The following is a 2,292-nucleotide window of genomic DNA, read 5'->3' as shown; positions in this document are numbered from 1 at the left end:
CTGAAGCAAATTTCGGTCATGAGTATAGCATAGTCAATATTAAAAATGGCCGTGGTAGAGGGAGCTTTCATGCTATGCATGATCCCGCCTGTATAATTAGGGATGCAATGGACGTGGTTTTTAAAAACCAGCCAAACAACATGACTGAATTTGTCACTGGGTTGCGTGAGCATAATGTAATGGTCAGGGTGAGGAGAGCAGATAATCACGAGCCAAAAGGTATTTGTTATAGTATAGACGGTAAGAAATGGATATCAGGGTCTAAGGTTAAGAGATTGCGGGCTACCTGGTCTAAGCTGCTCGATAAGGGCATTGAATATTCACCTCGGCGAGATGATTTAAATTTGCAATTAGGTGAATCAAATCAATTAAGCGAGCTTAAGGTTATACTATTTACTGCATGGATTCGTTGTACTAAAAAACAATATGCCAAGATGAAAAAAGTGGTGCCGTCATTTGTGGATAAAAAAACATATTGTACATCGTCATTCTTTTTCCGGCTTCTAAGATTGGATTTTGTTTTGCTATCAATCGAAGAACCATCAGATAGTTTTATATCAAATGCACGATCACTGTTGAAAGACGTTTTGGCTACAATTTTTAGGAAAGGGCTGGAGAGCGTTCATGTAGGATCAAACGCATTGATTCCTGATGGATATGTCCAGGATATCAACTCAGAAAAAGATACTATTGATAAGCCAAACATGTTTTTCTTAGACAGAGAAAAACTTAAGAATGAAATTTTGACGAACAATGGATGGATTGCTGATTGGTATGGGGATCCCATATCACATGAACAAACTAAAGAAAAAAACATAAAATAACAATAATAATGAGAGGTGTGGCATGGCTAACATGAGGTTGAATGCAAATCTTAGAACAGTATCATTTAGCAAAACCGTGAGTGTACTGGAAGAGCTGGAGCTCAGTTCAGGTAAATGTGTTCGTAGGTATAGGGCTGTAAATGTTCACCTAGGTACAGTTGATGTGAATTCTGATTTTTCTCTGATAAAAGAGTTAACCGAGGCTGACGCAAAAAATGCAAAGCTATGGGTCCAGGAGCAGCAACGACTGGTCCAGTATGCTTACATGGAAAATCAGAAAAAAGGACTAATTGGCGGGTGTCCTGTTATCAAACGCAATAAGAGCGACGATGATAAGTATCGAGATTATTATGGGTTTATTCCAGATTGCAGGGTTGGTGAATTTATTGGTGTAATCATCAATCAAATCCCACTGTCGTCACCCATAAAATCTGTTGAGTCTAACCACTCGTTATATGAAACTATTATTGGGTTGAGAAAGAAAGGTCGTTTGTCTGAAGTGTTCAATAACATTTTAAATACGCTAATTGAAATTCATAAAAAAAACCCTTTCACAATGAAGGAATGGTTTTCTCTTTTCTTGGGAAATAAAGATTGTTATTTATTGATTACAGCAGCTTCTGGTTATAAACAGAATGATTTTGAAAAAATGCTTCAAGATAATCATAGAGCAGTAAGATTGTCGCTGATAAAGAAGGCTATTAAAGATAAATCTCCAGCTAACTTGTTGATCGAGGGGTAATCCCCGCCTCATGCTGGGTCTTTATAAAGGATAGAGCACATCCAGATCCTGAACAATTACGTGAGTCGCTGGCGGGACTGGATGGCCAAGGTTTCATGGCGTCGGGCAGCGTATCTAGAAAATTACCTGGCTTGGTTTCGGGTAGTGAACCAAGAGGCCAATACGGCCCGTTCATGGTTGATGGGGGGAGTCAAAAGGCTCGCAAATACTTAACGCGAACAGCGCCCCGGATTTACCGTAACGCCCCTTAGGCGCAATCAAACACGCATTCGCCCCTTGGATATACCATACCCAACACCTAGTACGGCCATTGTCATCGTGACAAGAAAACCTGTAGCCGCATTAAAAACTTGTTCGCTGTGATGGCGACCGTTGACACACCATTCACACAAGTGTTCGCAATTATTAAAAGCGAGGTTATAGCTGTCTTCACCAATTTTGGCGCGTGCTCGCTCAGCAACCTCAACACCATAAAATTTCTGGTTTGCATGCGACTTGACGCGGCAACGCCCTCCATCAGTAAACGTCTCAAGCGTCACCTCTTCAACGGGACTGGATTTGACCCCATAGGTCCAGACACTTTTCCCGCTTAGGGTTGTGATACCCGACTGCGCAGAAATTCCCGTGGTGAACGGTATCCCAAGGCGCTGTGCGGGTGGTGCTCGTTATAATGCTCAAACGCGATAGCCAAATTGCCTACCGCTGTTCGGCTATCCGGTTTTGGCA

3 protein-coding genes are annotated in these 2,292 nt (G+C 41.7%); 2 read left to right on the top strand and 1 reads right to left on the bottom strand.

Annotated features, from left to right (window positions below; all coding sequences use genetic code 11):
- A partial coding sequence (locus J9892_RS23395) for a hypothetical protein (RefSeq protein WP_210539131.1) occupies positions 1-824 on the top strand: 824 nt, incomplete at its 5' end.
- 22 nt (positions 825-846) lie between these two features.
- On the top strand, positions 847-1,566 hold the full coding sequence (locus tag J9892_RS23390) for a hypothetical protein (protein ID WP_210539130.1): 720 nt from the start codon (positions 847-849) through the stop codon (positions 1,564-1,566).
- 589 nt (positions 1,567-2,155) lie between these two features.
- Here the strand turns inward: J9892_RS23390 and J9892_RS23380 are convergent.
- Positions 2,156-2,292 (bottom strand): integrase core domain-containing protein (locus tag J9892_RS23380; protein WP_147292412.1); only part of this gene is annotated, 137 nt, incomplete at its 5' end.

Source organism: Aeromonas sp. Prich7-2, from assembly GCF_017939255.1.
GTDB classification, from domain to species: Bacteria; Pseudomonadota; Gammaproteobacteria; order Enterobacterales; family Aeromonadaceae; genus Aeromonas; species Aeromonas caviae.
Note: the sequence above shows the minus strand (reverse complement) of the source record. Positions and strands in the feature narration are given on the sequence as shown.